This is a genomic window from Pontibacter toksunensis (assembly GCF_042686245.1).
GTDB lineage: Bacteria > Bacteroidota > Bacteroidia > Cytophagales > Hymenobacteraceae > Pontibacter > Pontibacter toksunensis.
In genome coordinates, this window is sequence record NZ_JBHUOX010000009.1 from 121835 (window position 1) to 147047 (window position 25213).

23 protein-coding genes are annotated in these 25213 nt (G+C 50.5%); 12 read left to right on the forward strand and 11 right to left on the reverse strand.

Going from position 1 to position 25213, the window contains the following annotated elements:
• Window positions 1-31 precede the first annotated feature (31 nt).
• The 6 genes from ACFS7Z_RS13575 to ACFS7Z_RS13600 all read right to left on the reverse strand — a co-directional run bounded on the left by ACFS7Z_RS13575 (window position 32) and on the right by ACFS7Z_RS13600 (window position 7327).
• On the reverse strand, window positions 32-898 hold the full coding sequence (locus tag ACFS7Z_RS13575; RefSeq protein ID WP_377485415.1) for a hypothetical protein: 867 nt from the start codon (window positions 896-898) through the stop codon (window positions 32-34).
• 167 nt (window positions 899-1065) lie between these two features.
• Entirely contained in the window at window positions 1066-1476 is a 411-nt protein-coding gene (locus ACFS7Z_RS13580) for a response regulator (RefSeq protein ID WP_377485418.1), read from the reverse strand.
• A 137-nt stretch (window positions 1477-1613) separates the two neighbouring features.
• Window positions 1614-4994: a transcription-repair coupling factor gene (gene mfd, locus ACFS7Z_RS13585; protein ID WP_377485420.1), complete on the reverse strand. Its 3381-nt coding sequence runs from the start codon at window positions 4992-4994 to the stop codon at window positions 1614-1616.
• Between the two features lie 164 nt (window positions 4995-5158).
• A complete protein-coding gene (locus ACFS7Z_RS13590; RefSeq protein ID WP_377485423.1) occupies window positions 5159-5899 on the reverse strand; it encodes a hypothetical protein in 741 nt (246 codons plus the stop codon).
• Between the two features lie 42 nt (window positions 5900-5941).
• Window positions 5942-6490 carry an REP-associated tyrosine transposase gene (locus ACFS7Z_RS13595; RefSeq protein ID WP_377485426.1) on the reverse strand — a complete coding sequence of 183 codons (549 nt, stop codon included), beginning with the start codon at window positions 6488-6490 and terminating at the stop codon, window positions 5942-5944.
• A gap of 192 nt (window positions 6491-6682) precedes the next feature.
• Window positions 6683-7327, reverse strand: a complete 645-nt coding sequence (locus ACFS7Z_RS13600; protein ID WP_377485429.1) for a hypothetical protein — start codon at window positions 7325-7327, stop codon at window positions 6683-6685.
• A gap of 809 nt (window positions 7328-8136) precedes the next feature.
• On the opposite strand from ACFS7Z_RS13600, the gene ACFS7Z_RS13605 reads away from it, so the two are divergent.
• The 5 genes from ACFS7Z_RS13605 to ACFS7Z_RS13625 all read left to right on the forward strand — a co-directional run bounded on the left by ACFS7Z_RS13605 (window position 8137) and on the right by ACFS7Z_RS13625 (window position 12441).
• Entirely contained in the window at window positions 8137-8988 is an 852-nt protein-coding gene (locus ACFS7Z_RS13605) for a hypothetical protein (RefSeq protein ID WP_377485432.1), read from the forward strand.
• Window positions 8989-9175: 187 nt separating this feature from the next.
• Window positions 9176-10141: a DUF2157 domain-containing protein gene (locus ACFS7Z_RS13610; RefSeq protein ID WP_377485435.1), complete on the forward strand. Its 966-nt coding sequence runs from the start codon at window positions 9176-9178 to the stop codon at window positions 10139-10141.
• Complete coding sequence (locus ACFS7Z_RS13615) at window positions 10131-11207, forward strand: DUF4401 domain-containing protein (protein ID WP_377485438.1); 1077 nt, start codon at window positions 10131-10133, stop codon at window positions 11205-11207. Before ACFS7Z_RS13610 ends, ACFS7Z_RS13615 begins: the two co-directional genes overlap by 11 nt.
• Entirely contained in the window at window positions 11197-11700 is a 504-nt protein-coding gene (locus ACFS7Z_RS13620; RefSeq protein ID WP_377485441.1) for a GDYXXLXY domain-containing protein, read from the forward strand. Before ACFS7Z_RS13615 ends, ACFS7Z_RS13620 begins: the two co-directional genes overlap by 11 nt.
• A gap of 210 nt (window positions 11701-11910) precedes the next feature.
• Window positions 11911-12441 carry a DUF2911 domain-containing protein gene (locus ACFS7Z_RS13625; protein WP_377485444.1) on the forward strand — a complete coding sequence of 177 codons (531 nt, stop codon included), beginning with the start codon at window positions 11911-11913 and terminating at the stop codon, window positions 12439-12441.
• Window positions 12442-12916: 475 nt separating this feature from the next.
• Here the strand turns inward: ACFS7Z_RS13625 and ACFS7Z_RS13630 are convergent, their stop codons facing one another.
• The gene (locus tag ACFS7Z_RS13630; RefSeq protein WP_377485447.1) at window positions 12917-13498 is read right to left on the reverse strand and encodes a YfiT family bacillithiol transferase; all 582 of its coding nucleotides are present in this window, start codon (window positions 13496-13498) and stop codon (window positions 12917-12919) included.
• A 181-nt stretch (window positions 13499-13679) separates the two neighbouring features.
• Between ACFS7Z_RS13630 and ACFS7Z_RS13635 the strand changes: the two genes are divergently transcribed.
• Both ACFS7Z_RS13635 and ACFS7Z_RS13640 read left to right on the forward strand, forming a co-directional pair.
• Window positions 13680-14138, forward strand: coding sequence for a DUF4174 domain-containing protein (locus ACFS7Z_RS13635; RefSeq protein ID WP_377485449.1), 459 nt, complete (start codon window positions 13680-13682; stop codon window positions 14136-14138).
• Between the two features lie 30 nt (window positions 14139-14168).
• A complete protein-coding gene (locus ACFS7Z_RS13640; RefSeq protein WP_377485452.1) occupies window positions 14169-14978 on the forward strand; it encodes an SDR family NAD(P)-dependent oxidoreductase in 810 nt (269 codons plus the stop codon).
• A 10-nt stretch (window positions 14979-14988) separates the two neighbouring features.
• On the opposite strand, the gene ACFS7Z_RS13645 is transcribed toward ACFS7Z_RS13640, so the two are convergent.
• Window positions 14989-15606 carry a carboxylesterase family protein gene (locus ACFS7Z_RS13645; RefSeq protein WP_377485455.1) on the reverse strand — a complete coding sequence of 206 codons (618 nt, stop codon included), beginning with the start codon at window positions 15604-15606 and terminating at the stop codon, window positions 14989-14991.
• Between the two features lie 221 nt (window positions 15607-15827).
• On the opposite strand from ACFS7Z_RS13645, the gene ACFS7Z_RS13650 reads away from it, so the two are divergent.
• Window positions 15828-17039: a carboxypeptidase-like regulatory domain-containing protein gene (locus ACFS7Z_RS13650; RefSeq protein ID WP_377485459.1), complete on the forward strand. Its 1212-nt coding sequence runs from the start codon at window positions 15828-15830 to the stop codon at window positions 17037-17039.
• Between the two features lie 41 nt (window positions 17040-17080).
• On the opposite strand, the gene ACFS7Z_RS13655 is transcribed toward ACFS7Z_RS13650, so the two are convergent.
• Entirely contained in the window at window positions 17081-17629 is a 549-nt protein-coding gene (locus ACFS7Z_RS13655; RefSeq protein ID WP_377485462.1) for a lipocalin family protein, read from the reverse strand.
• Between the two features lie 14 nt (window positions 17630-17643).
• A complete protein-coding gene (locus tag ACFS7Z_RS13660) occupies window positions 17644-18075 on the reverse strand; it encodes a GNAT family N-acetyltransferase (RefSeq protein WP_377485465.1) in 432 nt (143 codons plus the stop codon).
• Window positions 18076-18314: 239 nt separating this feature from the next.
• Here ACFS7Z_RS13660 and ACFS7Z_RS13665 point away from each other — a divergent pair, with 239 nt between their 5' ends.
• From ACFS7Z_RS13665 to ACFS7Z_RS13680, 4 genes are all read left to right on the forward strand, one after another.
• Window positions 18315-18812, forward strand: coding sequence for a YajQ family cyclic di-GMP-binding protein (locus ACFS7Z_RS13665; RefSeq protein WP_377485468.1), 498 nt, complete (start codon window positions 18315-18317; stop codon window positions 18810-18812).
• A gap of 138 nt (window positions 18813-18950) precedes the next feature.
• Window positions 18951-19736 (forward strand): TerC family protein, encoded by a 786-nt coding sequence (locus tag ACFS7Z_RS13670; protein ID WP_377485471.1) that lies wholly within the window; start codon window positions 18951-18953, stop codon window positions 19734-19736.
• Window positions 19737-19884: 148 nt separating this feature from the next.
• Window positions 19885-22206 (forward strand): M20/M25/M40 family metallo-hydrolase, encoded by a 2322-nt coding sequence (locus ACFS7Z_RS13675; protein ID WP_377485473.1) that lies wholly within the window; start codon window positions 19885-19887, stop codon window positions 22204-22206.
• A gap of 128 nt (window positions 22207-22334) precedes the next feature.
• Entirely contained in the window at window positions 22335-22892 is a 558-nt protein-coding gene (locus ACFS7Z_RS13680; RefSeq protein ID WP_377485476.1) for a DUF4142 domain-containing protein, read from the forward strand.
• A gap of 139 nt (window positions 22893-23031) precedes the next feature.
• Here ACFS7Z_RS13680 and ACFS7Z_RS13685 read toward each other — a convergent pair whose 3' ends face one another.
• The gene (locus ACFS7Z_RS13685; protein WP_377485478.1) at window positions 23032-25065 is read right to left on the reverse strand and encodes a S9 family peptidase; all 2034 of its coding nucleotides are present in this window, start codon (window positions 25063-25065) and stop codon (window positions 23032-23034) included.
• Window positions 25066-25213 lie beyond the last annotated feature (148 nt).

Consider the following 25213-nt stretch of genomic DNA (forward strand, 5'->3'; position numbering starts at 1 on the left):
CCAAATCTCCCTGACCTGGTAACTACATGTTTTACCGCCGACGGCGGTTTGTGTTATCGCGGTCGCTATAGCGGTTATCCTGTCCTGAGTCTGATTCATCAGCCCAACGGGGACCTCCTTCATATCCACTGTCGAAGTTGCGGTTGCGGTACTGCTCGGAGCCATAGCGCCTGCGTGAATCAAGCTGGTCAGCATTTGTCTGGTAGCGGTTGCCGCGCTGCTGGTAATCCTCGTCATCTGAATGCCAGATGTCGTTCCAGGTGTCTTTTACACGGTCCATAAAGCCGCGGTCGTCATGACGCGGGTTGTTGCGGCGGTTACTGTTATCGTTCGGGGTATAACGGTCTTCTGTGTACCAGTTATGCGAGCCGCTGCCGTAGCGATAATCGTCGTCCTTGTAGCGGCTTCCGCTACCAGGCCCCTCACGCCACGGATCGTTCTGCTGCCTGTTCACATCGTCGTGGTTTCCTTGTAAGGAGCCACCAGGTGAATGTGGCCTGCGCATGCTGTGGCGCTCGTCGTGCTGGTATTGGTTGCTGCCGCGGTCTCCGTGGTCTATAATGGAGCGCTCGTTACGGTAAGCGCTACCAGAACGGCTGCCATAGTGGTCGTTCAGGTGTGCATTCTGGCCCTGGTTATAAGAGCTGTTGCTGCTGCCTCCTCTGCGGTAGTCGTCGTTACTGTGGTTGCGGTCGTTGTCGCGGTCCTGTGCGCCACGTGGGTTAGGGCCCGTGTGGAAGTAGTTGCCTTCGCCCCACTCGCGGGTGTTTTCGCCCCTCCTGCTGCCATAGCGCTGGTTGTTACTCTGGTTTTGCTCTTTGTCTTTGTTATATAGCTCACGGCCAATTTCGTGGTTGTCACCTTCGCTGCCGTTTAAGTTCATCGGTTTGTTTGCCATAGTTTTGTCTTATTTAGGTTTTTCTGTAAATGCTTATCCCACAATGGGTGCGTTTATATTTACGGTGTTGCAATAGCTATAGTTAAGAAACGGGAACTCAGCTGTAAAAAAACAGCAGCACCCCTTCCGGAAGGGGTGCTGCTATCATGATGCTTGTAAGGGCTTGTTTAGAAATACGTTTCCATTATTTCGCGGACATCCGCCTCAGCCAATGGCTTGGAGTAATGCTTGCGTACATCCGGAAACTGCTTCAGCTTCTCGAGATCGTAGAAGCTGGCGGATGAGGTTAACATCAGCATTACAATGTTTACTTTCTGCTCAGCCGGCACTTTCTTGTACTCCTCCAGAAACTCAAAGCCATCCATGCCCGACATTTTGATGTCAACAAAAATCAGGTCCGGAACCGGGTATTCTTCTTCTCCGGAGAAGGCTTTGTTTAAGTACTCCATCGCCTCGTCCCCGTTTGTTACCACCCGTATATCCGGTGCTGTTCCCATGCGCGCGAGCAGGCGGTGATTCAGGTAATTAGTCGTGTCGTCGTCATCGATCAATAGAATTGTGTTTACTGATTTCATCATGCTATAGGTTCTGAACTTCTTGTTACGCTTTCTATTTCCTGTGGGATAGACAGAATCCAGTGGCTTCTATCAGCCTGCTTACAACTATAACGGAGCCACCGTATAAGCGGACCGGTGCAATGGTATAATGCACTACCCTAGGATGCCTGTGCAGAAACAGCTTCCCTTATGCCCAGGCCTTCAAACACTTCTTTTGCATCGGCTATACTCTGTATATCTTCCACGATAACGATGAGCTTGTGCTTGGCTTCTTTCAAACGGGAACGACGTGAGTGTTGCTGCACATACTTTAGAATATTGCCAAAAATGTCTGACTGAAAATACTGGTCGTTGTTCTCAGCAGGCAGGTAGCCTTTCATTACCTCCCTTTTGATGGTGAGCTTCTCAAAGCCGAGTTGCTGGGCCTGCCAGCGCAGCTTCACAATCTCCACAAGCTGCTGCACCGCCTCCGGCAATGGGCCGAAACGGTCTACGATGCTGTCGCGCAGTTTCTCCAGTTCCTCCATACTCTTCACGCTGTCGAGTTTGCTGTAGAGGCTCAGGCGCTCCGAGATATTGCTCACATAGGAGTCAGGTATAAGCACCTCCATATCTGTTTCGATGTTACACTCCAGCACCGGTTCAATAAACTGCTCCAGGTTATCGCCTAGGAACAACTCGCGGAATTCTGTTTCCTTCAGTTCCTTGATGGCATCGTCGAGCACCTGGTGGTACATCTCAAAACCAAGGTCGGTGATGAAGCCGGTCTGCTCTCCACCCAGCAAATTACCTGCGCCCCGGATATCCAGGTCGCGCATCGCAATTTTGAAGCCTTCGCCCAGGTCAGAGAATTCCTCCAGGGTGCTTAGGCGTTTGCGGGCATCCGAAGGCAGCCCGGCTACTGGTGGTGTGAGAAGGTAACAGTAGGCTTTCTTATTGGAGCGCCCTACGCGTCCACGCATCTGGTGCAGATCCGACAAACCAAACATGTGTGCGCGGTTGATGATGATGGTGTTGGCATTCTCGATGTCCAGGCCTGACTCGATGATGTTGGTGCTGACCAGCACATCATACTCGCCATTCACGAACTTCATCATGCGTTTTTCCAGCTTCTCCGGCTCCATCTGCCCGTGGGCATAGGTTACCTTGCAATCCGGTACGTGGCGCAGAATCATCCCTGCAATTTCCTCAATGTCCTTGATGCGGTTATGCACAAAAAACACCTGCCCGCCGCGCTTCATCTCATGCATAATGGCATCGCGAATCAGGGCCTCATCGTACACATGCAGCTCCGTTTTCACCGGCTGGCGGTTAGGTGGCGGCGTGGCGATAACTGAAAGGTCGCGGGCACCCATCAGCGAGAAGTGCAGCGTGCGCGGGATAGGCGTGGCGGTGAGCGTGAGCGTGTCCACGTTTATCTTCATCTCCCGCAGCTTCTCCTTTGTCTTCACACCAAACTTCTGTTCCTCGTCAATGATCATCAGGCCGAGGTCTTTGAACTTGACGTCCTTGCTCACGATGCGGTGTGTACCAATCAGGATATCAATCTTACCTTCCGACAGACGCTTCAGGGTTTCTTTCGTGTCTTTGGCAGTCTTAAAGCGGTTTACATAATCCACGGTAACCGGGAACTGCTCCAACCTGTCGCGGAAGGTGCGGTAGTGCTGCATGGCCAGAATGGTAGTAGGTACCAGCACGGCCACCTGCTTGCCATCGCAGGCTGCTTTGAAGGCAGCCCGTATAGCAATCTCCGTCTTGCCGAAGCCCACATCCCCGCATACAAGGCGGTCCATGGGGTGCGGCTGCTCCATGTCTGCTTTCACATCTTCCGTGGACTTCGCCTGGTCCGGCGTGTCCTCATAGATGAACGAGGACTCCAACTCTGCCTGCAGGAAACCATCCCGGGAGTATGAATAACCCGGTGCGGCCTTGCGCTTGGCGTAGAGGCTGATGAGCTCGTGGGCAATGTCTTTAACCTTGCTCTTGACTTTCTTCTTCTTGTTCTCCCACTCCGGCGAGCCCAGCTTGCTCATACTTGGCGGGCCACCTTCTTTGCCGCTGTACTTGCTGATTTTGTGCAGCGCGTGGATGCTTACATACAGTAAATCATCGTCGCGGTAAACAAGCCGAATCGCCTCCTGCAAACGGCCACCCACTTCTACTTTCTCCAGTCCGGCAAAGCGGCCGATGCCATAATCGATGTGGGTTACGTAATCGCCGGGCTGCAGCGAGCGGAGCTCTTTCAGTGTCATGGCCTTGGACTTGGAATGTCCTTCTTTGGCCTTGTGCTGGTAGAACCTGTCGAACAACTGGTGGTCGGTATAGCAGGTAATTTTTAAGGTTTCGTCGATGAAGCCTTCACGCAGCGAGATAGGCAGGTGCTGGAAACGCACGTCATGGTCCAGTTCATCAAAAATCATGGTGAGGCGGTTGATCTGGCGCGGCGAATCGGTGGCAATCAGGTTCACAAAACCGGCACCCTGCTGCTCGTGCAGGTCTTTTACCAGCCGCTGAAAGTCTTTGTTGAAAGAGGGCTGCGGCTTGGTCTGTAACTGTATGGTTTCGGCACTGCGGAAGTGAAAGCGCTTGCCTATCTCCACCACGTTAAAGTTCTCCAGCAGCTGCTTGAATAACTTCTGCGTCTGGAACAGCTGCTCCGGGTCCGATACGATTTGCGTGCCGCCGCTACCCGCCATCATCTTCTCGAAGTTGTGGGCTGCCTTGTCAAAGTATTCGTCAATCACGTCCAGCGTCAGGCGCACGTCCTTAAACCAGAGCGTGGTGTTAGGCGGTATAAAATCAAGGAAAGCCTCGCGTGTTTCCTGCAGCAGTTTGGTCTGTACGTTGGGTATAATGGAGATCGCCTTCTTCGTCTCTACCGACAGCTGTGTGTCGGGATCAAAGGTGCGGATGCTTTCAATCTCGTCTCCAAAGAGCTCGATGCGGTAAGGCAGGTCGTTGGCGTAAGAGTATACATCCACAATACCGCCGCGTACGGCATACTGGCCCGCTTCGTACACAAACTCGGTGCGCTCAAAGCCATACTCAGCCAGCATCTCGCTGAGGAAATTCGTGTCCAGCTTTTCGCCCACCTTGGCGCCCAGCGTATTCTCTACCAGCGACTTTTTATTGATTACCTTTTCCGTCAGCGCCTCCGGGTACGTCACGATCAACTCGCCTTTGCCTGTTTTCTGGTTGAGGCGGTTGAGCACCTCTGCCCGCATTAGGATGTTGGCATTCTCGGTGTCGTCGAAGCTGTAGGGGCGCTTATAGGAAGTCGGGAAGAGCAGGATTTCCTTTTCTTCACCGAGCAGGTTCTTCAGGTCGGTATAGAAATAGGCGGCCTCCTCCTTGTCGTGCATCACGAAGAGCTGGTGCCCATAATTCAAAGTATACACCGCTGAGGCCAGTACGGCATCCTGGCTTCCCGCCAGCCCTTTTACCTGGAGGCGGTATGGTTGATTTGCCTTCAGCCGTTCGGCGATGGTTTGCACCACGCTGTCGAGGCGGTACAGCTCTAAAAAATCTTTTACTTTCAAAGGTATTCGTCTCCTGTTCGTTCTTCCCTACAAAGATACTATAACTTAATGTTTTATCAGAACTGCGAGGAGGGGGAGAAGGTTGCGCTATATGCAAAGCAATTAGGAGTTGTCAGCGTAGTTCTTCTGCCGCCGCTGGGGAATCACAACTATTATACTACTACCTAGTTGGCAATTGAATAGAAGTACCCCAACAGCCAAAGTTGTATGATGATTAATATGATGTTCATCATTGCGGCATTCAACAATTGCTCTTTATTGTGTCGCATTGCTATTCCAAAAATGGCTATGAAAGCAATTGAAATGGGTATAAACATACTAGTTCCAAACATGCTTGCGCCGTGCTTCAATTCCTGCTCTTCTCCATGGCGTTTCATATAACCTCTCTCTACCATTCTAAATAAAAGAGTAGAAACAAAGCGAACGGAATCAGCTTTTGTGGGATCAAATCCCTGAGCTTTGTGGTATAGAAAGCGGAAGTTTTTGGTTGTTAATATAACACTATCTAATTGTCGTTTATGAGACTGGCCGGAAAACCTGTTTCGGGTTGTAGTATACATTTCCTGCCTCGAGACTATCTTTTCTTTGTACACCAAGCGGGGTAGAATGAAAATATCGATACATACCAGCACACAAATTAGGAAGCAGCCTGCATTAAACCATCTGCAAAGCTTTAGGACGGGGAGGGGGAGTGTTTCAGCATAAGTCATCACAGCGCAATATAGGCTGAATCTAATAAAGAAAAACTTTTTGCCTTCGATATAACGGTTCGCACACCGCAAGTGCGACTGTGCCTGTACATGCCGCAAGTTTAGCGCGAGCGTAACTTGTGGCTGTCTATGAGGCAAGTTTGCAACTTGCATTACCCGTATTCCTACTCCCGCAAGTTGCAAACTTGCTGCCATGTATAACCACCAGTTAACGCTTCGCTCAAACTGGCGGTATGGTTAGTTTAAGAGCGTGATATTTACCATGCCTTTGCCGCCTGCGTAGTCTATGGCGCTACTGTAAGGGTAATCCTGCGGCTCCCGTACAAAACCGGCCTCAACCGGGTTGTTGTGGATATAGTGCAGTTTCTGCTCCATCTGAAAGTTTGAGTTCAGTTCTATCGGCTGGTTATGCTGTTGCCAGAACTGATAGGTGGTGTTGTTGCTATTGCGTTTGCCTGCCCTTCTAAACATCCAAAGCATCCATTCACGGCGGCTTTCCTGAGGGTTCTCAGCGATGGCTTTCAGAATTGTTTTAGAAGTGTGCTTTTTCAGGTCCCGGATGATGTCTGCCTGCTTCTCAGCGTGAGAGCTTACAATCAAATGGACATGATTGGACATAATGCACCAGGCGTACGCCTCCAATCTTTTGTTTTTGATGCAATAGTTCAAACTGTCAACCACCACGTCTTTGTATGCAGGCCTGGTAAAAACGTCTTTCCAGTTGACAGTGGAGAAAGAGAGAAAGTGAAACTGGTTTTGATCGCTAATCTTGTAGTTTCGGCTCATGTTGTAGAAGAAGGCTCTTCCTTGCCTTACGAAACGAAGCTGCTGCAAAACTTGTGAGATGCAAAATAGAGAATTGCTAGATTAGGAGGAAACTAAATTTTCAATACAAAACTACGCGACGTGACTGAAATGAAATACTAGCTTTCAGTCTTTACCATCTTTTTTTACCTATGTTTGACTGTGCACTTAACTTTACTCTCTCGCATCAAACGGAATAAAACGGCCATCCTTCAGAACATACAGAGTGGTACGGCCTTCTGCTACTACCGACACACCGTCGGTCGGTAGCGGGATGCGCTTCTGGCTGCGGTTGTCCATTACCAGCGAATCCTTTGGGGCTAGCCGTATCTGATAGGTGCTGTACCACTCCGCATCAAGTTTTGTGGCCGGGTAGCTGGCTACTTTTGCTTCGCGGGCCTGGTCTTTATAATCCAGGTAGGCCAGAATCTGAACGGAGTCGTTCTGTAGCACCTGCACGGCATAGTCCATGGAACTGTTCCCGTTGAGGTTGCCGCGCAGGAAGAGCGGGTTCTCCACCATCAGTCGCTCATTAGACATTGCCGCGTCTGTCATTGTGGCCACCTTGGCCTGAGGCTGTTTTTGTTCCAGCAGCGTTAGCAAAGTATCGGGCAGCGGATACAAAATCTTCCCTTCATTGGTCGCTCTGGCTACACTGTCTATAGCTGTTTTGGTGCCGGCGTCTATCTGCTCATCAATCAATTCCTCACTGGCAACCTGGTTATAATTGCCATCGGCAGAGTCGGAACCACAGGCGGCCAGGGCCAGCAGGGCAGCAAAAGCAATCGGGTATATCTTCATTTCCTGTATTTGTTTCATATCCTGCAAGTAAGCCAGCAGACCAGCCAGTTAAAATGATATTCATCATCTTCTGGAGTAAAAAATGATTTCTCTATCGCCTTTTTCTCTTCCTTAACAATGGCTTCAGGCGAGGCAGAATGAATCATAAAGCTTAGGGCAGGGTCTGAACCTATCAGGAAATTGAAAGAAGCGATGGCCGCAAAGGGAACATCTGGCAATTGCTGCCGCACCTCATCACACATTTCCCCAGCGGGTTATTCTCTCGTTTTGGATGTGGTGATGTTGCTGTGGGTGTAGTAAAGTATTGCTATAGGTGGTTAAAAAGAGAAAGCCTCCCCGGATGTTAGTCTTGGGAGGCTTTTTAGCTGTAGGGGGAGGAATCGAACCTCCACGGAGTAGTTAGGCAAATGTCTTTGTACCAGTAGATAGATCAAAAAGCTGCTTTATCCCAGATTCTCCACCCCCGAGATCGGAGGGCTTGTCTGCCAGTTTCAACACCCTACATTGTTATTGATGATTCAAATATAGAACGCCCTTTTTTGAATTGCAAATTTTTCAATAAAAATAATTTAAATGTGAGATTATGGCAGGTAATACGCCTTTTTGTTTGTCGGGTTGTAACAAAATTGCATAATTTTAAATTAACCATCTTGTTTAATCATTATTTAGTGCTCTCTTATAAACACAAGGGTATATTTTGGTAAGATGGAAGCTGCCGGCAAGCCTGTATTGAATAAATAGCCATCAGATAGAGGAGGGGCTTTAGCTATAACGGGAGCCGTTTGTGCGTAAAGAATAAAAAAGCTGAACTCAAACCTTCTCTTTATATGGCCACCATCCAAGAAATAAAAATCGATCTGGAGGAAAAGTCAATGCGCACGCTCCTAAGTGCTGGCACTAACAAAGATTGTAAAATTGTGGCGGAGGGCGACTCCTGGTTTTCTTATCCTGTTGTAAAAGACATCGTTGATCATCTCCGCCAGATGGGCTACGCCATTAAAAGGCACAGCAAACCCGGCGACACGCTGGAGAACATGGTCTACGGCACCGACTTCGGGATTGCGACGCAGGTGCAGCGGGCGAATAACTATGGCCCCATCAGCCTGAAAGAGACACTGCGCTCTGTTAAAAACCTGAAGCCGAAGTTTGTGCTGTTCAGTGCCGGCGGTAACGATGTGGTGGGGTCGGAGCTGGCGCAGTACCTGAACCACAAGAGGTCGGGCCTGCCGCTTTTCAGGGAGAACTTTTTCAGGGACAGCGTGAACGGGCACATCAAAAGCGCCATCACAGCTTTTCTGGAGCAGGTGTGGCAGGTAGACTCTGGAATCCATGTTATCATGCACGGCTACGACTACGCTATACCCAGTGGTTTGCAATATGAACTGGCTGGCATCCGTTTCGCAGGCCCCTGGGTGCTACCGGCCTTCGCCAGGAAAGCCATCACTACCCGAACTGAACAAAACCGCATCATCCGGCAGCTGGTCGATATTTTCAACGAGTTGCTCATCAGCTTAAGCAACACCTACCCAAACTTCCACCACATCGACCTGCGCGGGCGTTTCCCAAACGAGGCGCAGTGGCATAATGAAATTCACCTCCGCAAAGAAGGCTTTGAGCAGGTGGCAAAGCTGTTTCATCAGAAGATGGTGGAGATTCTGAACTACAACCCGGTGGCGTAAAGCCCTAGCAGAATCCAGGCTGCAGCTGTAGATACACCTGTGCTTAAAGGCCACTCTTGCTGTATTTACAGCGCATAATATTTGCCTTCAGGGTATTGTTTTCGGGCTGGTGCTTTTGTATTTTATGCATGCTTTCTGCAGGTCCTGCAGGAGCGGAAACAAGCGCTGCTAAACCACCATCAAGCCAATGAAACCCAACATCACACGCGATTTGCTTTACAGCGTTGCCAGGCACAGCAACTGGCGCGAGGGCAGTATGGAGGCAAAATTGAGGAGCACCAACATTTACGCCAGCACCCGCGATTGGGCCAGTTTTGTACGGTTGCTGCTGCTGGGCACAGGCGCGGGTTTTGTGGTAGCGGGCATTGTCTTCTTCTTCGCCTATAACTGGGCAGACATGCATAAGTTTGTAAAGCTGGGCTTGCTGGAGGTTCTGATTCTACTCCTGGCGTGTGCCATACTGTTCTCCAAACTCAGCACAGGCATCAAGAATATGCTGCTTACAGGCAGCGCCCTGCTGGTGGGTGTGCTGTTTGCCGTATTTGGCCAGATTTACCAGACGGGCGCGAATGCCTATGACTTTTTTATGGGGTGGACAGCTTGCATAGCCTTATGGGTGGTGGTGTCGCGGTTCCCGCCGCTGTGGCTCATTTTCCTGGCTTTGGCCAACACCACTCTCATGCTTTATGCCCAACAGGTGGCTGTTCACTGGCCTTTCGCCGTGCTGCTCGATTTGCTTTTTATAGTGAATGCATCTGCTGTGGTGGTATGGGAAGCCCTTACCCTGAAAGGGAAGATAAGTGCCCTAAGCCGTTGGTTTCCGAGAGTAGTTTGCTTAGCAGCCGTTACTGCAATAACCATAAGCATGATTGCGAACATCTTCGATTCCTTTCAGCAGGATTGGGGGCTTTGCTTTTTATTAGTGGTGGCAGGTTATACAGCAGGCATGTGGCACGGCCGCCGCACCCACGACCTGTTTTACCTGTCCGTGATTCCGTTCAGCGGCATTGTCGTGGCGGCATCCTTTATTGCCAGGCTGGTGGAGTTCGCCCCTGAATTAATGGTGCTGCTTGCCTGCCTCTTCGTTATCGGCAGCACAACGCTGCTGGTCCGGCACATTATTCACACAAACCACAAATGGCATGGACAATAGAGCGCATCCTGTAGATGTCCTGCTGGAGCAGATCCGGCAGGAAGAGGGGGAGGCCTTTGTCTTTGATGAAGGCAAAATCAGGGAAGATATTTCCAAGAGCGTATCTTCGTCTGCAAGCCTGCCCATCAGGCTCCTGACCATTTTCGGGGGCATCATGGCCAGCATTTTCTTTATCGGTTTCCTGCTGCTCATCGGCCTGTACGATTCAGATCTTGGGATGCTTATCGTGGGGCTTGTGTTTCTTATTGGTTCGGTTGCAATACTCCGCTATAATGCCAATACAATGATGGAGACCTCCTGCGTTGCCTTCAACATGATGGGGTATCTGCTTTTTTGTACTGGTTTCTCCGAACTAATTTCCAGCGATATTGCCCTGTGTGTGGCACTTGCTGCTCTTGCGGCAGGTGTGTTTCTGGTGGCAGATAACATGCTCTTGCGTTTTCTGGCGGTACTGGTTTTTTTTGGCAGCCTGGCCGGCATCACCCTGATTTATGAGGCAGATAACCTGATGCACGTCTTTATTGGTGTTGTGACTGCGTTGCTCACCTATATGAGTTTAAAGGAAGCGAAGTTTATGCGTAGGAGTGCTTTGCTTAACCAGGTCTACCGGCCGCTACGGATGGGGCTGGTGTTCTCTTTGCTCTCGGGCTTGGCCCTGCTGGTGCATCAGCCACTACTGTCCATCGACATCACGCACCTATGGGTATCGAGCCTGTTCCTGGTGGTGGCCCTGCTGGTTGTTCTGGCCAAGGTGCTGCAACAGGCTCCTGTTACAAACCGCAAGACACAGGCAATCGTTTACATCTGCTGCTGCCTCGTGCTGGCGCCCACTATGCTGACGCCTTCTATAGCCGGAGCCCTACTTGTGATGGTGTCCAGTTTCTACATCGGGCATAGGGTGAGTTTTACGGTTGGCCTGCTGGGTCTTATTTACTTTGTTATTCTATACTACTACGATCTGCAGTTTACGCTGCTCGTGAAGTCAGGCATCCTGGTGCTGAGCGGTATTTTATTTATCGTGGGATATTTGCTACTCCATAAAAACCTGAAAAGCTATGTGGAATAGGCGCGCCGTTATAATACTGCTGAACCTGGTGCTGGTGCTAGGCTTCTTTAACCGGTCTGTCCTACAGAAGGAGGAGACGCTGGCGAAGGGGCAGCTCATTTTACTAGAACTAGCCCCCGTTGATCCCCGATCACTGATGCAGGGCGACTACATGCGCTTAAGTTACGCTATCAGTCAGGTGCCGGACCTGGACAGCCTGCAGAGCAGGGGCTATGCTGTGGTGCGTGTGGGTAAGGACGGAGTTGCGCACCTTGTCCGATACCAGGAGAAGCCGGTTCCTCTGGCGAAAGAGGAGCAACTGATAAAGTACTTTGAAGGCGATTGGTCATTGAACATTGGTGCTGAGTCCTACTTTTTTGAGGAAGGGCAGGGGGAGCAGTTTGAACAGGCAGAGTTTGGCGGCCTGAGAGTAGACGAAAAAGGAAACAGTATACTGGTTGGCCTCTATAATGCGCAGAAGCAACTGATTGAGCCGAAGCGAGAGAGTAATTAATACCAACACAACCGTGGCGACTGCCGGGCCTCCTGCTGTTGTATAGGTGCATAGTTCTGTATATGAGCGTATTAAGTTAGTTATAGCCAAAAATCCTGCAGTACGTATACTACTTGTTGATCCGGACGCTATGGCAATTGACAGGCTATATATACTATAACCTCCCTTTCTAACGTTTATCCTTTTTAAAGAAACCAAACCAATTAAATTATGAAAAACACACGCATTTTAAATTCATTGGCTTTATTGTTTGTATGTATGCTGGTGTCCACCATCACATGGGCACAGAACGGTAATGGGCAGAAAGCAAGTCCGCCTGCTACGGCAACCGGCAAAGTAGGAGATGCAAATGTTACGGTAAACTACAGCAGCCCCGCTGTGAAAGGCCGCCAGATCTGGGGTGACCTGGTTCCTTATGGAGAAGTATGGCGTGCAGGAGCAAACGAAGCCACTACGGTGACATTTGACAAAGACGTAATGGTGGAAGGGAAAGCCCTGCCAGCCGGTACTTATAGCTTCTATACTATTCCAGGGGAAAACGAATGGACTGTCATTTTCAATAAAACAGCCAAGCAGTGGGGCACGCAGTACGACGAAAAGCAGGATGCCCTGCGCGTAACGACAACGCCTCGCAAAGCCGATACAATGAATGAACGCCTGGCTTACGCTGTAACGGACAACGGCCTTGTGCTCCGTTGGGAAAACATGGAAGTGCCTGTTACCATCACAGCCAAGCAGTAACACATCCATATTAAATTTTTAAATCCTGCGCCGCATGGTTATGAACTATGTGGCGCAGGATTTTTTTGTGCCCGGCGTTTTATGACAGGAATTTAAAATGATGCTCTCTAAAAAGAGAAAGCCTCCCCGGATGTTAGTCCTGGGAGGCTTTTTAGCTGTAGGGGGAGGAATCGAACCTCCACGGAGTAGTTAGGCAAATGTCTTTGTACCAGTAGATAGATCAAAAAGCTGCTTTATCCCAGATTCTCCACCCCCGAGATCGGAGGGCTTGTCTGCCAGTTTCAACACCCTACATTGTTGTTGATGATTCAAATATAGAACACCCTTTTTTAAATTGCAAATTTTTCAATAAAAATAATTTAAAAATGTTTTATCAGCAATTATAGCTCTCTTGTTTGATAATAACGTTATTTACATAAGGTTGTTTTGAAAATTGTGTATTTCTAACGTGAATTTTGTGGGTGCTGAATTTAAACTATTGATTATCAGTTATTAATTCTTCCTTGCTGATCGGACTTCTCCATCCCATGCGGTTCATTAACGCTGTGATATGCGCCAGGTGGTGCTCCCCGTGCCATGCATAGAGGCCGATGTGTTTCCTGATACTTTGCTCGCCGTTTTCAGGATGAACAAACTTCCGCTCCAGTTGCTCCGGCTGCAGGCCTTTCAACAGCAGCACCCAGCGTTGATGAAGGGCAGCTAAAAGCGCTATAGAAATTTCCGGCGCCCCCTGTAAGCTATCCGGCAGTTCGGCCCATTCTCCTTCATTATATGTCCGGATGGAGGGAGCCTTTTCCGTTAAGGCCAGTTTCTGACGTATGTAGCCATTCATGTGGCTGTCGGGGAGGTGATGAATAACCTGCCGTACTGTCCAGCCGCCTTCCCGGTAGGGTGTGTCTAACTGTTCCGGTGTCATGTCGGCCACCGCTTCCTGTAACCTGGCAGGCAGCCTGGCAATAGATAGAATGGCTTGCTCTATCTGATCTGCTGAGAGAGGCGCAGAAACATTGAATTTGCCGATGGGGTAACGCAGCTGCTCTAATTCTTCGTCTGACATTGTTATCTGATTTAAGTTTTTTATACAGAGCGAGTTAATGGATTTTTGGCAACGGAACAACGTTTTGGGCTAATAATGTACACAGCTACCTAAAGGCGGAATAAGAGAACGGCCTGGCAGGTAGTAATAGCTTGGCCGTACGGTGTAAACCAACCCGCAGGTGGCACTCGTATGTTAGAAGATGAAAAAGATATTGTTTTCTCTGTTCCTGGCTGGCTTCATGCTCTTCGGCCTGCGGGCAGATGCACAAAATAAACCTTCCGGAAATATCCTGGAGCAATTTAAATGGAAGAAGCGCCCACTGCTGATCTTCACACCTTCTGCAGAGAATCCGGCTTACCTCCGTCAGAAAGAAATAATACATGCCGGTGAGGCAGGTCTTGCTGACCGTGACATGGTGGTGATAGAGCTAATTGGGGAGGATGCAGTATACGTGAACGGTACCCGGCAGAAGGGGCAGTATGGAAAAGCTTTGCGTAGCCGCTTTGAGGTGCCGCAGGAAGATTTCTCTGTCATTTTAGTCGGGAAAGACGGCACACAGAAGCAGCGCAACAAGGCCGCTGTTGAACTGGAAAAAGTCTTTGGCCTGATTGACCAGATGCCGATGCGCCGGCAGGAAATGCGCGAAGACAACAAATAACATCACCTATCAACATTCAAAACAATACGAATGGCAGCACCTCGAACACACTCCACCTACACAGCTTTAATTACGGGAGCCTCCGCAGGCATTGGCTATGAACTGGCAGAACTGTTCGCGCAACACGGTCACAACCTGGCGCTGGTAGCCCGCTCCGGGGGTAAACTGCAAAGTATGGCGCGTGAGTTTACAAGCAAATACAAGGTAAACACCAAAGTGATTGCGGCAGACCTGAGTAAGCACGATGCCCCGGCAAAAGTGATGGCGCAGTTGAAACTGGAGGACACCATGGTAGATGTACTGGTAAACAACGCCGGCTTCGGCTACTACGGCGCTTTCAGGGAGTCTGATCTGCAGCGGGAACTTGATATGATGCAGCTGAACATGGTGTCGCTGACGCATCTCTGCAAGCTCTTCCTGGAGCAGCTGCCAAAGGGGCAACACGGCAAAATCATGAATGTGTCTTCTACAGCTGCGTTTCCCCCGGCTGGTCCGTACATGGCGGTATACTATGCCAGCAAGGCGTATGTGCAGTCCTTTTCGGAAGCGCTGGCTTCTGAACTGGAAGATGAAAACGTAACGGTGACGGTACTTTGCCCCGGGCCCACTGAAACAAACTTCAAAGAAGCGGCGAATCTGCATGGCTCCGGCCTCTTTACAAAGCAGTTTGTTGCCGACGCCCGAAGCGTGGCCAAGGCAGGATACAAGGGTATGATGGCCGGCAAGGTGGTGGTGATACCCGGCATCCATAACAAACTCACCGTACTTTCTACGCGCCTGATGCCGCGCACGATTCTCCGCAACGTTGTGAAGCGAATGCAGCAGAAGCGCGGCGCATAGGGAGTACTACCTATTGCTGCTCATCCTCTTTTTTGTGCTGCAGGAGCCAGTCGTAAATCTCCGGGTTGTTATAAGTTTCGGTCCAGGAGTCGTGCTTTAGATGCGGGTAAATGGTAACCTTTACATGGCCTCCCACTGCTTCCAGAGCATGTACCATATCAAGCGTTTCCTCTACCGGCACAATGTCGTCTTTGGCTCCATGGAAAGCCCAGATAGGCATGTTGGCAAGCTGGCGTGCGCTCCTGGTCACACCGCCTCCACAAACAGGCAGTATGGCGGCAAACATCTCCGGTCGTGCTGCCGCCCAGTGCCAGGTGCCATAACCGCCCATGCTGATGCCCGTCAGGTAAATGCGGTTTTTGTCTGCCTTCACCTTCTTCAGTACCTCTTTCAGCCACTCATTTAACAGGGGCACCTGCCAGTAAGACAGGCGGGGACACTGCGGGTAAGCTACCACAAACGGAAAGTCTTTTTTGCCTGTCAGGTACTTCGGCAGGCCCTGCAGCTTTACTTTCTCCAGGTCATCACCCCGTTCGCCCGCGCCATGCAGAAAGAGGATCAGCGGCCACTCTTTCTCCTCCTGTTCATTGTAGGCGGCTGGATAATAAATGCTGTACTTATAACTCATCTCTTCCCCGTTTCTTCTTGAATTCTCATAATCTCGTTTTCTTACGGCTGATATCGTTCTTGGCGTTGAACATCCGGGTACATCTTTTCGCAAACAGTGCTCCGGCTGGTTTAAAGCACAGAGATTAATTCGTGGCGGCCAGTAATCCACTTTATTAAAATTGAGTTAAAGTGGCTGACGCAGAAAGAAAATTAGCAATAGGCTGCCTTATATTGGGACCTATGTACAAGTCACTGTCTCTCCTTGTCCTGCTCCTGATCTTCTCCCTGTCTGCACTGGGCCAGCAACATGTGGTGCAGGGGCGTGTAGTGGACGAGCTGACGGAAAAGCCGCTTGAGTTTGTATCGGTTTATGTGAATACCACTACTATTGGCACCTCCACCAACGAGGCAGGTGCGTTTTCTCTGAAGCTGCCGGACGGCCATTATGAGCTGATAGTGTCTTACCTGGGCTATGAGCCAATTATTTACCCGGTGAACACGGCAGCACTCCCTAAATCCATCGTGTTTAAACTACGGCCCAAAGAGAATGCGCTGCAGGAGGTGGTGGTAAAAGGCATGCACGACAAACAGTGGTACGATAACTTAGCAGTGTTCAAAGAGAAGTTCTTAGGGCTAAGTGAATTCGGAAGGCAGAGCAAACTGCTGAACCCGGAAATACTGACGATCACGTTCGACAGTGAGGCTGGCCTGCTGGAGGTACAGGCAGACGAGCCACTGCAAATCCGCAACGAGGCGCTGGGGTATAAAATGGAGTACCTGCTAACAGATTTCAGGTTTTATGGGCGCGAAGGCTATACCATATACCTAGGCTACCCGCGGTATGAACTGATGCAGGGAAGCAAAGGGAAGCGGAAACGGTGGGAACGTAACAGGCTTCGGGCGTACAATGGATCTGTGCTGCACTTTGTGCGGGCAGTGCAGCAGAAGCGCCTCGAGGAAGAAGGCTTTAACCTGCGCCGCCTGTACCGTACTCCCAACCCGGACCGCCCTACCGAAGAGCAGATTGCCGCCGCTCGCGCAGCCCTCCGAGCCAGTGGCGGAGCAATGCAGACAGGAGGCGATGACTCTATCTCAGACATCCTGTCAAGGGCGAGGCTGCCGAAAATGATTGAATCGCTGGACATAAACCCGGTGCCTTACAGCGACTACCTGCAGCAGCATGCAGGAGGCGCCAAGCTGGCATTTGAAGGTTTCTTCCAGGTAGTATATATCGGCGAAAAGGAGGAAGAGGAATATGTGTGGCAACAGAGCATGTTCAGTGAGCGAAAGCCGTCTTACCAGACATCCGTGATATACCTGGAGAGCGATGAAGTGCACCTGGAAAGCAACGGCAACATTATAGAGCCGCTGAACGTGTTTTTCGAAGGCTACTGGGGCTGGGAAAAGCTCGGAGACATGCTGCCCCTGGACTACAAACCTGCTGCGGAATAGCCCGCTTTATTATTCCTGAGTGGCCGCGTCATCAAAACACCTTATCCATAACAGCTCTGATCTGTCAGCATCAGTTTCTCTACAGGGAAGCCTTTCTGCCGTGCCGCCTGCACCAGGCGGTTATAGGCAGGCTCATCTAGTTGGGGAGTGCGGGAGAGAACCCAGAGGCTTTCACGGTCAGGGGAACCGACCAGTGCGTGCTGGTAATCCGGGTCCAGTTCCAGAATCCAGTAGTCGCCCCGAAAGGGCCAGAAGAACTGTACTTTCAGCTTGCTGTTGTTGCTGCCTTCCACCGGAAAAGCCTTTCCTTTGGCAGTGTCTTCCTTGCCTGTCGGGCCGCCCTCGCGGCAGTAGTTGTATACCTCTACATGGCCTTTCGGGTGTTTCGTGTACTCGGCAAACACGCAGTGGCAGCCTTTCTCGAAGCGCTTCGGAAACCGTGCTATTTCGTACCAGCGGCCCTGGTAGCGGTCTAGGTCTACGTCAGGTACTGTTTCGAGCGGCGCGTTTTTGCTGCTGTACTTGCTGACCGCGGCAGTTGCAGCCACCAGCGCACCAGCGCTAAGCCAGATTTTCGTTTGTTTCTTCATCGTGTTTTGCTGTGTTAGAGCTGCTTGGTCATGCGGTAGTGCTGTATGGTGCCAAACAGGACGTACGTTTCTTCCACTACCTCATACCCGTTCCGGCGATAAAAGTTAACGGCATTCTCACGGGCCTGAAGCGTAATAGTCATGGCTCCCAGCGCTTTTGCGCGGGCTTCCAGGTACTCCATTAACAGGTTGCCAAGCTGCTGCCCCTGCTTGTCTTTCCTGATGCCCATAAAGCGCAGTTGCGCTTCCAGTGGTGTGTTCATGTGCAGGCGGCAAACACCCACTGCTTCCTTGTCGTCGTCTATTAGCATGGCATGTATGGCGGTGTCGTCATCATCTGCGCGTTCACTGCCCTCCGGCTGCCCCCAGGGCTGGCGCAGTGTTTCATAGCGCAGGCGGTAGTACTTCTGGAACTCTTCTGGTGTGGCGGGTTCTATCACTTCCATATCTTGATTGTTAATGGATTGATGTTGATTGCTATTGTCATGTGAGGTCGGATGATTTAATTTTGAAAGAAGCCTCACCCTTATAGCTACGGTCCGACTTCCGATAAAATAACCATTCAACAAGAAACAATCAGCAATGAACAATAAACTTCTTTCTTCTGATCCTCAAAAATAAAATAACTTTGTTGGCTTTATAGCGTCTAAATCTAATTTTAGGAACAAGGAAACAATTAAAAACTATGGCATCTTTCGATATCGTGAGCAAGGTAGATCCACAGACAATGGACAACGCCATTAACACCGCCCGTAAGGAAATTATGAACCGCTACGATTTCCGCGATACCAAGGGCAGCATCGAGTACGATAAAAAGGCAAATGAAGTACACATCGCGATGGAAAACGACATGCGTGTGCAACACACAGAAGATGTACTGCTAAGCAAAATGGTGAAACAGGGGCTAGACGCTACCGCACTTGATTTTTCAAAAGAGGCGTACCAGTCGGGGGCAATGGTGAAGAAGGATATCAAAGTGAAGGCAGGCATCGACAAGGAGACGTCCAAAAAAATAATGAAGCTGATAAAAGACAGCAAATTAAAAGTGTCGGCCGCCATCATGGATGAGCAAATCCGCGTAACAGGCAAGAAGATAGACGACCTGCAGGACGTAATAGCCGTGATGCGCGGTAACAGCGAAGAAATAGGCATGCCCTTGCAGTTCATCAACATGAAGTCTTAACTTCATTGTTGAATGTTGAATGGCTGTATTGATAATAAGAGATTAGGGCTAATTCCTTTTATAGTGGCCGCACATATCAACTGTAGTTTAGGAGAGTAAAAATCAACAATTAAGTATTAACAATTAATAATCACCTATATGGAAATCTTCGCTAATCCGGACACCTGGATAAGCTTGCTCACACTGACCTTTATGGAGGTGGTGCTTGGTATTGATAACATTGTTTTTATTTCAATTATTGTGGGGAGGCTGCCACCGGAGCAACAAGGCAAAGGCCGTACGATAGGCTTGTCCTTGGCCCTGGTGTTCCGGGTTATTCTGTTGTTGTTCATCTCCTGGATAGTGGGTGCCAGTGCGCCTTTGTTCTCGATCAACCTTCCTTTCACCGAGGCAGACTTCCCGGTTTCCTGGCGCGATATCATTCTTTTTGCGGGAGGATTGTTCCTGCTGGCTAAAAGTACCACCGAAATCCACAACAAGCTGGAAGGTGAGGAAGAGGAGGCAAAGGGCGGCAGCAAGGTATACTCCTCTATGTCGCAGGTGCTGATTCAGATTATACTGATCGATATTGTTTTCTCCTTCGACTCCATTCTGACGGCCGTAGGTTTGGCGCAGGAAGTAATCATTATGATCATTGCCGTTGTTGTGGCGATGGGTATTATGCTGGTTTTTGCCAAGTACGTGAGTGATTTCGTGAACAAGCACCCAACAGTGAAAATGCTGGCGCTCTCGTTCCTGATTTTGATCGGCTTTATGCTGATAGTGGAATCGCTGCACCAGCACATACCGAAGGGCTACATCTATTTCGCCATGTTCTTCTCGCTGATGGTGGAAATGCTGAACATGAAACTACGCAAGAAGACAGAGCCTGTGCAACTCCGGCAGAGCGAAGTGCATGACCCTGAGAAGCATGAAATTGTTTAACAGGATGTTCTGAAAGTAACCCAAAGCGGCACCGTCTATAAACAGGCGGTGCCGCTTTGCTTTATAGGGATACAAATGCTGCTGCCACACATTTGAGAATTAATTTCTATATTAGGTAGCTGTTATATCTTCTCTAAACGAACACCTCATGCGGTACCGCAACCATGCCATTGCTATCTTCCTGCTGCTGTCGCTCACAGGCTTTGCGCTGTTAAGTATTTACCTGCTGATGCCGCCCAAACCAAAGCCGGCTAGTGCTCCTGCAGAGGAGTTTTCGGCGGAGCGGGCAATGGCTTACGTGCACCAGATAGCGCAGGAACCGCATGCCATGGGCACAGCGGCACATGCCGCCGTCAGGACTTACCTGCTAAAGGAAATGCAGCAACTGGGGCTGAACCCGCAGGTGCAGGAAGCAACGGCAGTGAACGAAGCCGGCCCGGCGTCTTACGTAGGGCATGTATATAATCTTATTGGTAGGCTAGAAGGCAGCGGTGCAAGCGATAACGCGATTCTATTAGTAGCTCACTATGACTCCCAACCAAACGCACGAGGCGCCGGCGATGATGGCGCGGGCGTGGCGGCTATAATGGAAACAATCCGGGCCCTGAAGCAGGCAGAGTCGTTGGACCATGATGTGATTGTGCTCCTGACGGACGGGGAGGAGTATGGCTTATACGGCGCAAAGGCCTTTATGAAACATCCTTGGGCCCAGGAGGTGGCACTGGTGCTAAACCTGGAGGCACGAGGCAATGATGGCCCCAGCCTGACCTTTGAAATGAGTTCGGAGAATGGTTGGGTGGCGAAGCAGTTCATCCAGGCGGCACCTTACCCCTATACTAGTTCCCTGGCTTATGAGATCTACAGCCGAATGCCCAACAATACAGATTTCACCATCTTCAAAGATGCGGGCTACACCGGGCTGAACTCAGCTTTTATTGGTGGATTTGTACACTACCACAAAGCCACAGACTCTCCTGAAAACCTGAGCCAGCGCAGCCTGCAGCACCACGGAAGCAATCTGCTGGCGCTCATGCAGCACTTTGGCCATATTCCCCTCACGGCTACGAAGGCTCCTGACTCCGTATTTTTCAATTTTATTGATGGCTGGGTGATCAGTTACAATGCCAACCTGAATTTGCTCTGGATTGCACTTGCCACGCTGCTGCTGGTGGTTACAATACTGGTTGGCGTGCAAAAGAAAGCTGTTACAGTGGGCCAGGTAGCGGCCGGCTTTATGGCGAGCTTGCTGCTGGTGGCTGTAGTGGTAGGGCTGTTCATCCCGATAAACAAGCTTGTGCTGCAACTGCTGCCCCTCTCGCACCCCTTCAATGGGCTTTATGGAGCAGATATGTTCCTGATGGCTTACCTGCTGCTTGCCCTTGGCCTCTTCCTGTTGCTGAGTTGGTCTGTTTTACGATGGCTACGCCTCTTTTCGCTGGTGATGGGGATGCTGGTGTTCCAGTTTGTGCTGGCAACAGCCCTTTACCTGCTCATGCCAAACGCCATGTACCTGATTCTCTTCCCGGTGCTGTTCATCCTAATCGGGGTGCTGACTATCTTCCTGGCAGGGTTGCATAAGGTGGAGAGAGTGAGCTTCCGGTTTGCGCTGATTCTGCTTATAGCCTCTGTGCCTGCCATCTTTATCATGATGCCCATTGTGCAGGTGGTGTTCGCTGCTTTTTCGTTGCAACTGCCGATGGGTATGGTAGCACTCTTTGTGTTATTGCTGGGGCTGCTGCTGCCGCTGCTCCGAATAATTGAGCGGAGCTTCAGCTGGCGCGGCATACCGCTCTTGCCGCTGTTCCTGTTGCTGGCAGGTGGCATAGAGGTGGCCCGCGCCATCGATTATGAAAAACCTGTTGCCGGACGGCCCCTGCACAGCCACGTGAGCTATTTTCTGGATGCAGATGCCGGCAAGGCCTATTGGGCTTCGGCTTTCCAGGTAACCGATGACTGGAACCAGCAGTTCTTCCAGGGGGGCACCACCACCGGACCGCTAAAAGAAATATATCCCCATGCCGGTATCGAATACCTGAAAAGTAGCGCAGAGGCTGTCAAAGTGCCTGCCCCTGTGGCAGAGGTGCTGCAGGATTCTGTAACAGGAGATAAGCGGTTGCTGCGCCTGCGCCTTTCTTCGCCGCGCGATGCAGCTCACCTCGAACTGGTACTGCAGCCACAAACAGCTGATGCCTTGGTGGGGGCTTCGCTGGCAGGAGAAGACCTGAAACTACAGCCAATTGATGCGGAACAAGGCCCTGTGTACTTTACGCGTCTGCACGGTTTGCCTACCAGCAAGGCGGTGGAGTTGGAGCTACAGTTGAAGGCAGGCATTCCGATCACCATGTACCTCTACGACCAGAGCATCGGTTTACCCGAAGAACTGGTGAAGCAACCGAAGCTTGCCCACGTTGTGGCAGAGCAAGGCAGAGAGAGTAATTTAACGGTAGTCCGGAAGGCCTATACCTTCTGAAAAAGAGAAATTGGTATAGCAGCCATGTGAGGTTGGTCTGTATTTTTAGAGGAAGTTTTAAAAGACCTAAACCAAACTTGTATACTGCGTAGTATAGGTAACAAACCCTATAATACGAGATACAATTTATGTTTTATGATAAGCTACTCACAAACCTGTTTGGTGCATTGTTTCTACTGATGTTGGCCTGCGACGGGCCTTCTTCTAACCCGGAAGCAAAAACCATTACTGTTAACCGCAGCATTATGTATGACCCCGCTTTCTGGGACTATGCGGCCAGCAGCAACATGCTGCAGGCAGAGATCAGCCGCCTTGCAATAGAAAAGGGCTCTACCGAAAATATCAGGGCCTTTGGCCAGCGTGCTGCAGATTTCCACGGCGGTGCCCTGAAGCGGATGCAACGGTTGATGGATGGTAACGACGGCGTTCAACTACCAGACAGCCTCGGAAGTGCCGACAGGGGTTTGGTGCAGGAGTTTCAGCTGCTGGAGGGGGAGGCGTTCGACACCCGCTACCGCGATTTTATTGCCAGCTCACACCGCACACAGCTAGACCGCTATGAAGAAGCGCTTCGCAGAGCCGATGACCAGAAGGTGCGTGACCTGCTTATGGATATGCGGGCGCACATGCGGGAGGAACTGGACAAACTGGCACAGCCCGACTCTGCAGCGATGCCAGTAGAATAACTATAGTAGAAGTTAAAACTAAAACAGGGAGGTGAAGCCAACTGGCTTCACCTCCCTGTTTTAGTTGGTACGGATTGATTCAATTTCACTGGTGCCAACGGCAAGCCCGCACCTCCACTTCTTATACATAAGAAACAGACTACTTTGTGGAAGCTTGTGCTTTCTCTTCAGCCTTCTTTACGTCTTCTTTCCGCTCCGGTGCCTTCCAGTCTATGCCCAGCGTGTGTTTCTGAATCCACTTGATCTCCTCGATGTCGCGGATGCGCTGGTGACGTGGCTCACGGAAACCGTGCGGCTCTCGCGGGAACTGAATGTAACGCACCGTCTTGTTCATGTCCTTCAGCGCTGTGAACAGCATCATGCTCTGTGCCTCAGTATCTGTCACGTCGCTTAAGCCGTGCAGGATAAGCGTTGGTGTCTGGATGTTCTTTGCATGCGTCAGCACAGACTTTTGGCGATAGCCTTCCGGATTCTCCCAAGGTGTACCCTTGATGTACCACAGGCGCACGTCATGGTTAAAGCCAATGCCATACTCCGATGCCCAGTCAGATACCATGGCACCCAGGGAAGCCGCTTTGAAGCGATTGGTTTTGGTGATAGTGGTGCCACCCAGGATACCGCCATAGCTCCAGCCGCGCACGGCCATCTTCTCTTTGTCTACCAGGCCGTCAGCCACGAGTTTGTCCACACCGCTCATCAGGTCTTCGTAGTCACCGCCGCCAATGTCGCCCATGTTGCCACGGAGCAAATCATCGGTATAGCCGCTGCTGCCGCGTACGTTTGGTGCCAGCTGCACATAGCCCAAATTTGCCCACACATGGTGCGCAGGACTAAAGGTGTTTGTAAACACACCTGCCGGGCCGCCATGTATATGCAGCAGGAAAGGGTGCTGCTTTCCCTTCTGATAGTTAGTTGGCAGGTACATAATGCCCTCCACCTCCATGCCATCTTTGCTCTTCCACCGTATTACTTCGGCCGTAGCCAGCTGCAGCGAGTCGGTGATACGCGGGTTCAGGTTGGTTAGCTTCGTCGGGTTAAATTTGTCTACTGCTGATACATATACATCAAGGGGCGTTTTATAGTCGCTGAAGCTTAGCACGGCTTTCTTGCGGTCTGGCGTAGTGCTTAATATATGCCAGGTACCAGTGCGGTTGCTCAGATTCTTAACATCGCCTTTCGCTAGATTGAGGCGGTACAGGTTTGTGTTGGTGCGCTGCAGGCCCGTAAAAAGAATAGATTTGGCATCTGGCGCCCAAAAATAGTTGTGGATGTTTCCCTCGAATTTAGCAGATACCATACGATGCTGCTTCGTGTTCGGGTCCATCACCCAGATTTTGTCATTGCGCAACTCCCATTCCTTGTCGTCAGCGGCCATGTAGGCGAAGCTCTTGCCATCAGGTGCCCAACTCAAATCTCCTTCCGGTGCTTTGTTATCCGTGAGCTGCACCGTTGCCGTGTCGCCGGAAAGCTGCAGCAGGTAAATTTCGGAGAGGTTGCGCTGGTTGCGGCGGTTCTCAGTACGGCCTGTATATACAAGGCGCCTGCCATCAGGAGCCACATCAAAGTCGCCAATCAGCAGTTCGTTCTTTGTCAGCTTGTTTGCCTTCTTAGTGTCGAGGTCAAACACCCACAGGTGCTCCCAGGCACCCTCCGTCTGGCCATTCGGGCCCTCATCTACAAACAGCACGTCGTTACCAGCCTTGTAGAGTTTCTGCTCCTCCTTGCTGCGGGGCACGGAAGACACAAAGAAGATCTTTTTGCTATCCTTGCTCCACACAAACTTGCCAACGTTGCTCTCGTGCTTTGTCAGCTGCACGGCCTCGCCGCCGGCAGTAGGCATCAGGAACAACTGCTCGTGGTCCTCCACCTTTCGCTTCAGAACAATGTAGTTGCCGTTAGGGGAGTAGGTAAGGTCTGTTCCGCCGTCTTCTCCCAAGTACTGGTAGCTCTCGCCGCCCTTGGAGGACACATGGTGATACGTCCTTTCCCGCTTGTTCTTTTCCCAGTTGAGCTCAGACTTGCTATAGATAACTGATTTTCCGTCCGGAGAAATAACGGCACCGCCCAGTGCAGTGATATTCAGACCATCATCGGTGGTCATGGGTTGTTTTTGCGCCATCGTTGTACCGCCCAGCAAGGCAACCGACAGCACGAAAAGCAATCGTTTATTCATAAAGAAGTTGATATGGTTTGTTCTGAAAAGATAAAGATAAGAAAGGTAGGGCAAAGTTCATTTTGCTTTTACTTCCTTTTGATTTTGGCATTATTGGTAAAGAAGTAAGATCCAGAAAAGAGATTGTTATTGTCTAAGCTGGCGTGGT

Excerpts from the sequence above, each read along its gene's own strand:
- ACFS7Z_RS13575 (WP_377485415.1), bottom strand. The coding sequence starts at position 898 with ATGGCAAACAAACCGATGAACTTAAACGGCAGCGAAGGTGACAACCAC.
- ACFS7Z_RS13580 (WP_377485418.1), bottom strand. The coding sequence starts at position 1,476 with ATGATGAAATCAGTAAACACAATTCTATTGATCGATGACGACGACACG.
- ACFS7Z_RS13590 (WP_377485423.1), bottom strand. The coding sequence starts at position 5,899 with ATGGCAGCAAGTTTGCAACTTGCGGGAGTAGGAATACGGGTAATGCAA.
- ACFS7Z_RS13595 (WP_377485426.1), bottom strand. The coding sequence starts at position 6,490 with ATGAGCCGAAACTACAAGATTAGCGATCAAAACCAGTTTCACTTTCTC.
- ACFS7Z_RS13600 (WP_377485429.1), bottom strand. The coding sequence starts at position 7,327 with ATGAAACAAATACAGGAAATGAAGATATACCCGATTGCTTTTGCTGCC.
- ACFS7Z_RS13605 (WP_377485432.1), top strand. The coding sequence starts at position 8,137 with ATGGCCACCATCCAAGAAATAAAAATCGATCTGGAGGAAAAGTCAATG.
- ACFS7Z_RS13610 (WP_377485435.1), top strand. The coding sequence starts at position 9,176 with ATGAAACCCAACATCACACGCGATTTGCTTTACAGCGTTGCCAGGCAC.
- ACFS7Z_RS13615 (WP_377485438.1), top strand. The coding sequence starts at position 10,131 with ATGGACAATAGAGCGCATCCTGTAGATGTCCTGCTGGAGCAGATCCGG.
- ACFS7Z_RS13620 (WP_377485441.1), top strand. The coding sequence starts at position 11,197 with ATGTGGAATAGGCGCGCCGTTATAATACTGCTGAACCTGGTGCTGGTG.
- ACFS7Z_RS13625 (WP_377485444.1), top strand. The coding sequence starts at position 11,911 with ATGAAAAACACACGCATTTTAAATTCATTGGCTTTATTGTTTGTATGT.
- ACFS7Z_RS13630 (WP_377485447.1), bottom strand. The coding sequence starts at position 13,498 with ATGTCAGACGAAGAATTAGAGCAGCTGCGTTACCCCATCGGCAAATTC.
- ACFS7Z_RS13635 (WP_377485449.1), top strand. The coding sequence starts at position 13,680 with ATGAAAAAGATATTGTTTTCTCTGTTCCTGGCTGGCTTCATGCTCTTC.
- ACFS7Z_RS13640 (WP_377485452.1), top strand. The coding sequence starts at position 14,169 with ATGGCAGCACCTCGAACACACTCCACCTACACAGCTTTAATTACGGGA.
- ACFS7Z_RS13645 (WP_377485455.1), bottom strand. The coding sequence starts at position 15,606 with ATGAGTTATAAGTACAGCATTTATTATCCAGCCGCCTACAATGAACAG.
- ACFS7Z_RS13650 (WP_377485459.1), top strand. The coding sequence starts at position 15,828 with ATGTACAAGTCACTGTCTCTCCTTGTCCTGCTCCTGATCTTCTCCCTG.
- ACFS7Z_RS13655 (WP_377485462.1), bottom strand. The coding sequence starts at position 17,629 with ATGAAGAAACAAACGAAAATCTGGCTTAGCGCTGGTGCGCTGGTGGCT.
- ACFS7Z_RS13660 (WP_377485465.1), bottom strand. The coding sequence starts at position 18,075 with ATGGAAGTGATAGAACCCGCCACACCAGAAGAGTTCCAGAAGTACTAC.
- ACFS7Z_RS13665 (WP_377485468.1), top strand. The coding sequence starts at position 18,315 with ATGGCATCTTTCGATATCGTGAGCAAGGTAGATCCACAGACAATGGAC.
- ACFS7Z_RS13670 (WP_377485471.1), top strand. The coding sequence starts at position 18,951 with ATGGAAATCTTCGCTAATCCGGACACCTGGATAAGCTTGCTCACACTG.
- ACFS7Z_RS13675 (WP_377485473.1), top strand. The coding sequence starts at position 19,885 with ATGCGGTACCGCAACCATGCCATTGCTATCTTCCTGCTGCTGTCGCTC.
- ACFS7Z_RS13680 (WP_377485476.1), top strand. The coding sequence starts at position 22,335 with ATGTTTTATGATAAGCTACTCACAAACCTGTTTGGTGCATTGTTTCTA.
- ACFS7Z_RS13685 (WP_377485478.1), bottom strand. The coding sequence starts at position 25,065 with ATGAATAAACGATTGCTTTTCGTGCTGTCGGTTGCCTTGCTGGGCGGT.